Origin of the sequence: Cognatilysobacter segetis (genome assembly GCF_004359965.1) — a bacterium.
GTDB classification, from domain to species: Bacteria; Pseudomonadota; Gammaproteobacteria; order Xanthomonadales; family Xanthomonadaceae; genus Cognatilysobacter; species Cognatilysobacter segetis.
Window position 1 is genome coordinate 1 of the sequence record NZ_SMRQ01000083.1, and the last position, 6,864, is coordinate 6,864.

Below are 6,864 nucleotides of genomic sequence, written 5' to 3' on the forward strand. Positions count from 1 at the left end.
AGGGGTCGGCCGACGACGTGATCGGGATCGATGGAGAGCGCGCGTGCCTGGCGCGTCATCGCCACGACGGGAAAGCCGGGCTCGGCCTTCAGGACGGCGACGTTGGACGGCAGGTGCTCCAGGATGCGGCCGAGCGCGAGCGGGTCCATATCGGAGTGGAGCAGACGTGGGCGGGTAGCGTAAGCCAAAGTGCGGCGACGGCCGTTTCCGGGGCGCTCGCGTCCGGTGGCGCCGTCGTGCGCGCAGGCTTCGTGCCGAACGCGGTCTCCAGCGAGCGGGCATGTCGTTTCATCGGGAAGCGCTGCGCGTCCACGACGACGGCGCCGGCCGGATACGGGCGACGCCGGAGCGCACGGGGCAGCCCGGGACGGCGGCACCCTTGGCCGCGCACGCGTGCCGCTCGGGATGCCCGCGCCGGGGTTCGAGCCCGATCGCTGGTAGGAACGTCATGCCCGCGGCAACCACCGCCGTCCGGGCGCGTCGGGTCAGGCCGGCGTTTGGCCGCCGCGGCGCGGGCCGCGTCGGGCCGCGCCGAACCGGAGACCCCCGCTGGCGGCGGGATTTCATCGCCTTCCGCACCGGCCGTGCGCTCGAGGGGCAGCGCGCCGAGGGAGTCGTCGCCACCGCGTGCGTGCAGCCTCGACGGCGCCGGGTCCTGGGCTCCCGCCGCGCGCTTCAGCCCCCGTGGACAGTGATCGAAACGGCCCACCTTGACGTCCCGGTAACGATCCAGCCACGAACCGTTCACGCTGACGTGACGTGGTTTCGCCAAAAGTGACGCCCCACGGCACATGCATCGTGCCGGCGCCGAGGGGGCGGCGAGACGGCGTCCTCTGCGTTCCATGCAACAGGAGCCCTGCATGTCCCCCAGCGTTCGCCTGCCCCTCGCGGTCCTCGCCCTTCTCGCCTCGGCGGGTGTGTCCGCCCAGCAATCCCCCTCCCGCAGCCGCGTGGTGGTCAGCGGCAGCAACGACCAGTCGGTCACCGTCAACGGCTCGATCAACAACCGGGCCGAATCCGGCGCCACCGCCAAGGTGAACATCGGGTCGGTCAGCAACGCCTCCGTCGGCAGCAACCGGCAGTCCGTGCAGGTCAAGGGTTCGATCCAGAACCAGGCGTCCGGCTCAGGCTCGAAGGCCGTCGTGAACATCGGGTCGATCAGCGACGAGTGACCCGCGGTCGGGCGCAACGGCCTGGTCCTCCCTGCGTCCTAGATTCCGGACCCCGCAGTTCTCCCCGCACAGCTCGTGCCCTGTCGAAAAGGAAAATCGAATGAAGAAGCTCTCCCTCCTGGCCGTTGTCGCCGCGTCCCTGCTCGCGTCGGGCGTTGCCTCGGCCGACGTGAAGATCAAGGGCTCGAACACCCAGAAGACCAACGTGTCCGGCGCGATCCTCAACGCCGCCGTCGGTCCCGCCGCGCAGGCCAAGCAGAACATCTCGTCCAACAAGGGCAAGGTGAACATCGGCGGCGACAACAAGCAGGAAACGAACGTCAAGGGCGCGGTGCTGAACGCCGCGGTCGGCCCGGCCTCGAAGGCCGAGCAGAACGTGTCGTCGAACGACGGCAACTAAGCCCCGACCCGGTGGCCCGCTCCGGCGGGCCACTTCCGAACGCAAGGGAGCGCGCCGATGGCCCGGTACACCACTTTCCTGACCCTCGCGCTGCTCGGCGCGTCGACCGTCTGCCCCGCGCAGCAGCAGGATCCGACGCCGCGCCGCGACATCGATCCGTGGGACCGCGCCAAGGTGCAGCAGGCGCAGGCGAAGCGATGGATCGGCTTCGGTACGCGCCAGGTGGCGGACGACACGACCGTGCTCGGTAACGGCGTCGGCTCGTCGGCCCGCACCTGCATCACCAACGTCGGCACGACGACCAACCAGCCGGCCACCGTCGGGGGCTTCACCCCGCGCTACGGCCCGGCACCGCGCGGCCAGACGCAGGACCGCGTCGTCGTGGTCAACGGCAGCGTCATCAACGTCTGCAAGTAAGCGGCGCGCTCGCGCCCGTCATTTCCCAACCAAGCAGGAACGCAATGCAGCAAGCACAGGGGAGCGGCCTCCGGGCCGGCGTGGTCGTGTTCGCGCTCGTCGCACTCAGCGGATGTTCGACCCTCGGAAAGGGCGGCCCGCGCAAGAACAAGGAATTCTACGAACAGACCTACATCGAGGACCGCAGCGTGGTCTGGCCGGTGCGGTCGGTCAGCAACTTCAGCGACGGCCTGTCGTGCATGGACGCCATGCTGCGCGACAACCACATCCCGCCGACGTTCGTGACCAGCAAGACGATCCCCGATGCGTCGGGCAAGGTCTACGTCGCCAGCAAGGACATGATCATCACCGCGCTGTCGGAGATGTCGCGCACCAGCAACGCGTTCCGCTACGTCGACTACGAGATCGACCCGCTCAGGCAGGACACCGTGCAGACGCTCAGCGGCCTGCTGCTGCAGAGCAACCAGATGCAGATCCAGATGCCGCAGATCTACGTGTCGGGCGCGATCAGCTTCATGGACCAGAACGTGATGATCGAGCGCCGCGGCATCGGCATCGGCTCGCAGGACGCCGAGCTCGGCTATTCGCGCGACCTCATCGGCACCGTGATGGGCATGGAGCTGCACCTGGGCGACTTCGTCACCCGCACGCTGATCCCGGGCATCCATTCGGCGAACGAGATGTCGCTGGCGAACAAGGGCCGCGGGCTCGACGCGGGCGGGCGCATCCGCAAGGCGGGCGTGCAGTTCGAGATCGGGCAGGACTATTCGCAGGGCGTCGGCCCGGCCACGCGCACGCTGGTCGACCTCAGCATGATCGAACTCGTCGGCAAGTGGGCGCGCGTGCCGTACTGGCAGTGCCTGTCGCTCGACCCGTCGCATCCCGAATTCCAGCGCCAGCTTCGCACGTGGTACCTCGGCATGGATCCGGCGCAGCGCGCCGCGTTCGTGGCGCGCGGGCTGCGCGCGAACGGCTACTACGACGGCGACGTCAGCGGCCGCGTGATTCCGGAGGCGCTGCGCGATGCGGTGCGCCGCTTCCAGGTCGACCAGCGCATCGCGGCGACCGGCGACATCAGCTACGAGACCTACGACCGGCTCGCGCGCGACTACGTGCGTGGCGACGGCCAGGGCAACTTCGTGCAGGTCGGCTGGGGCGAGGGCGGCGCGCGCCGCTCGAAGCTGCCCGCCGAGCTCGCCGCGCTGCCGCGCAACGCCGCGCCCGCGCTGTCGTCGACCGCACCGCGTCCCGCGCAGATCCGCATCACGCTGCCGTCGGACGCGACGCAATACAGCGTGGGGCAGTCGGTGTTCTTCACCATCAGCACCGATCGCACCGGCTACGTGCGCTGCTATTACCGCGACGCCAAGAGCAGCGTGACGCAGATCTACCCGAACCCGCTGCAGCCGGCGGCGGTGGTCGAGGGCAACCGCTCGCTTACGGTGCCCGAGCCGTACAACCCGCAGAGTTTCACCATCGAGTTCTCCCGGCCGGGCAACGAGGAGGTGCGCTGCCTGTCCACCACGGCGGACGTGAGCGCGAAGCTGCCGGCGGACCTGCAGACGCCCGCGCTCGAACCGATGGCCGTGCGTTCGCTCGACGAGCTCGAGCAGGCCTTCGCCAATGCGGCGGGCGAGCCGGTCGGCCGCGGTTCGCAGGCCTGGACCGTGGTGCCGCGATGAGGCGCGCGACGCCGACGCGGACGGGTCCGGCGACCCTGCGCCTCGCGCTGGCCGGCGCGGTGCTGGTGGCGTCGACCGCCGCGGCATCGCGGCCGGCGTCCACCGCAGCATCCGTCGACGCCGCGGTGCCGGCGAGCCCCGCGCCGCCGGCCGATGTCGACGCCACGCCGCCGGCGCTGCCCGAGCCCCCGCCGAGCAACATCCGCTGGAAGACCGGGCGTCCGCCGACGCCGCCTCCGGCCGGCGCGCCCGCCCCGGCATCGAACATCCGCCTGCCGACGGCGACCGCCCCGGCAGTGGCGGCGCCGGAGCCGGAACCGCCTGCGAGCAACCTGCGCTGGAAGTCGCCGGCGCCCGTGGTCACGCCCGCCGACACCGCCGCCGCCGCCGCCGCCGCCGAGTCGGCCGAACCGGTCGCGATCCCGGACTCGCCGGCCGAGGCCCTGCGCCGCGCGCTCCTCGCGTATCGCAGGACCGACGACCCGCGCCGCTTCGACACCGCGTTCCGGCTGTTCCAGGCCGCGGCGGCGGGCGGCGACCTGCGCGCGCGCATCGCGGTCGGCTACCTGCAGGCGATGGGCCTGGGCACGCAGCGCGACGTGGCGACGGGCACGCGGGCCCTGCTGGCGGCGAGCGCCGCCGGGATGGCGCGCGCCGACTACCTGCTGTCGCTGATGGAGCCCGCGGGCAGCGCGCGCGAAACCAGCCTGCGCGCCTCCGCCGCCGGCCGCGGCGACGCCGCGGCGCAGAACGCGATGGGCGTGCATTTCGCGCGCGCCGGCGATCGCGACACCGCCGAACTCTGGCTCACGCGCGCGGCCGCGTCGGGCAGCCCGGCGGCGAAGGCGAACCTGGCCCGCCTCGCGCAGTCGCGCGGCGCGCAACGCCAGCGCGAAGCCGACGACGCGGGCGCCGGCGCCGGCGAGGCCGCGTCGCTGTTCGCCCTCGCGCAGCGTTACCACCGCGGCACCGGCGCGAGCGTCGATTACGGCCAGGCGCTGCGCTACTACCGCGCGGCCGCGGCGAAGGGCCACGGCCCGGCACGACGCATGCTCGGCCTGATCCAGTCGCGCCCGGCGCCCGACGGCGCGGTCGACCCCGCCTGGATGCGCCAGCTGGCCACCGTGGACCTCGGCGATGGCGACCGCGCCAGCGCCGGCGCCGCGCCCACCGCGTCCGGCCTGCCCGCGGCCGCCGCGCCGCTCCAGCTCGACGACCCGCTGGTCAACCTTGCAGGCGTCGCCGCCCCGTCCCCCCGCACGAGGAAATCGCCATGACCCGCCGAACCGCACTCCTCCTCGCTTCGTTGCTCGCCGCCGGCGCGGCGCACGGGCAGAGCCTGGACCTCGATGCCAAGGGCAACCTGCGCCTCGACGCCGGCGACGGCAGCCGGTTGCAGACCGACATGCGCGGCACGATCGACGCGCGCACCCCGGGCGCGCGACTGACCGCCCCGCGCAGCCGCACCTCGACGCAGAACATCGCCTCGCAGTCCGGCGCGCGCACCGTCCAGGGCGACAACGTGCAGCGCGCGACCATCGCCGGCTCGCGCGTCAACATCGCGACCGGTGGCGGCACCGCCACCAGCACGGTGTCGGGCGCGCGCCTGTCGGCCGGCGCCGCCGCGCCGCGCCGCGCGGGCAGCCTCAGCTACATCAACGCCGAGCTGGCGCGCGCGAACTTCGCGGGTCGCAACCTGTCGGGCGTCGCCTTCGTCAACGCCACGCTGCACGCGGCCAACTTCAGCCGCGCCGTGCTGGTGGGCGCCGACTTCACGAACGCCGAGCTCGACGGCGCGGACCTGCGCGGCGCCAACCTCCGCAGCGCCCGCTTGACCAATGCCAGCCTGTCGGACGCGCGCCTGGACGGCGCGATCTGGGTCGACGGCCGCACCTGCGGCGCGCGCTCGGTCGGCGGCTGCCGCTGAGCGACCCGGCGGGGCCGGCCGAGCCGTCGGCCCCGATGGCCGCATGCGGCCGTGACCCGATGCGCGGTCGATCGCGGTGGGCGTCGACCGCGCGCCATCGCATGCCCGCGCGTCCCCGCGTCCGGCTGACCCGCGTCAAGACGGCCGCGCCTCCCGCGCGCGACACTGTCGGCCCGCTGCCGTCCCGCCCGCCATGACCGACGCCACCCTCACCGAAGCCGACATCGCGCGCCTCGTCGACCGCTTCTACGAGCAGGTGCGCGTGCATCCCACGCTCGGCCCGGTGTTCAACCCGGCGGTGCACGACTGGGACGCGCACAAGGCGACGCTGGTCGACTTCTGGTCGTCGATCGAGCTCAAGACCGGGCGATACCGCGGCCAGCCGATGGCGCTGCACCGCCCGCATCCGATCGACGCCGCGCACTTCGCCGACTGGCTCGCGCTGTGGGAAAGCACGGCGCGCGACGCGCTCACGCCCGCGCAGGCCGAGCGCTTCATCGACCACGCGCGCCGCATCGCGCGCTCGCTGATGTACGGCCTGGGCCTGGACGGCACGCGCCGTCCGCTGGGCCTGCCGTTCGCCGGCGACGGCCGCCCGCGCGGCTGAGCCGGCGCCGGGGTTCAGGCCCACGCCGCCCGGCCGACAACGACCGCGACGCCGTGGCCCCGCGGTCGGCTAGGCTGCGGGCGGGGACGGCTGCGGGATTCGGGAGCGCGGATGCGGACCAAGACGAAGATGGCGGCGCTGCTGGCGCTGCTGGCGCTGCTCGCCGGGCCGGTGGGCGCGGCGGAGCTGGCGGTGGACGTGGCGGACCGCCAGGGCCGGCCGGTGGCCGACGCGGTGGTGAGCCTGCTGCGGCGCAACGGCACGGCCCCGCGCGCAGCCGCCGCGGGCACGCACGCGATCGACCAGAAGAACCTCACCTTCCTGCCCTACGTCGAGATCGCGCGGCCCGGCGACAGCGTCGCCTTTCGCAACAGCGACGGCACGCGCCACCACGTCTATTCGTTCTCGCCGGTGAAGCAGTTCGAGTACGTGGTGCCCGCCCACGCGGTCTCGCCGGCGGTCACGCTGCCGCGCGCCGGCGTCGTGGCGGTCGGCTGCAACATCCACGACGGCATGATCAGCTACCTCTACGTCACCGACGCGCCGTGGACCGCGCGCAGCGACGCCACCGGCCACGTTGTGTTCCGCGACCTGCCAGCCGGCGCCTACATCGTGCGCGTCTGGCATCCGCGGCTGCCGCCGGCCAAGCCCGACCTCGT

Annotated in this window: 8 protein-coding genes; all 8 read left to right on the forward strand. The window is 73.1% G+C overall.

Annotation, left to right across the window (positions count from 1 at the left end):
* The first annotated feature begins 860 nt into the window (after positions 1 to 860).
* Complete coding sequence (locus E4F61_RS13375) at positions 861 to 1,172, forward strand: hypothetical protein (protein WP_133480123.1); 312 nt, start codon at positions 861 to 863, stop codon at positions 1,170 to 1,172.
* A 100-nt stretch (positions 1,173 to 1,272) separates the two neighbouring features.
* Positions 1,273 to 1,572 carry a hypothetical protein gene (locus E4F61_RS13380; RefSeq protein ID WP_133480124.1) on the forward strand — a complete coding sequence of 100 codons (300 nt, stop codon included), beginning with the start codon at positions 1,273 to 1,275 and terminating at the stop codon, positions 1,570 to 1,572.
* A 57-nt stretch (positions 1,573 to 1,629) separates the two neighbouring features.
* On the forward strand, positions 1,630 to 1,989 hold the full coding sequence (locus E4F61_RS13385) for a hypothetical protein (RefSeq protein ID WP_133480125.1): 360 nt from the start codon (positions 1,630 to 1,632) through the stop codon (positions 1,987 to 1,989).
* Positions 1,990 to 2,033: 44 nt separating this feature from the next.
* A complete protein-coding gene (locus tag E4F61_RS13390) occupies positions 2,034 to 3,671 on the forward strand; it encodes a DUF4384 domain-containing protein (protein WP_133480126.1) in 1,638 nt (545 codons plus the stop codon).
* The gene (locus E4F61_RS13395; protein ID WP_133480127.1) at positions 3,668 to 4,948 is read left to right on the forward strand and encodes an SEL1-like repeat protein; all 1,281 of its coding nucleotides are present in this window, start codon (positions 3,668 to 3,670) and stop codon (positions 4,946 to 4,948) included. The genes E4F61_RS13390 and E4F61_RS13395 overlap by 4 nt, the downstream gene beginning before the upstream one ends.
* Complete coding sequence (locus E4F61_RS13400) at positions 4,945 to 5,598, forward strand: pentapeptide repeat-containing protein (protein ID WP_133480128.1); 654 nt, start codon at positions 4,945 to 4,947, stop codon at positions 5,596 to 5,598. Before E4F61_RS13395 ends, E4F61_RS13400 begins: the two co-directional genes overlap by 4 nt.
* 193 nt (positions 5,599 to 5,791) lie before the next feature.
* Positions 5,792 to 6,205 (forward strand): group III truncated hemoglobin, encoded by a 414-nt coding sequence (locus tag E4F61_RS13405; protein ID WP_133480129.1) that lies wholly within the window; start codon positions 5,792 to 5,794, stop codon positions 6,203 to 6,205.
* Positions 6,206 to 6,316: 111 nt separating this feature from the next.
* Positions 6,317 to 6,864 (forward strand): cupredoxin domain-containing protein (locus E4F61_RS13410; RefSeq protein WP_133480130.1); only part of this gene is annotated, 548 nt, incomplete at its 3' end.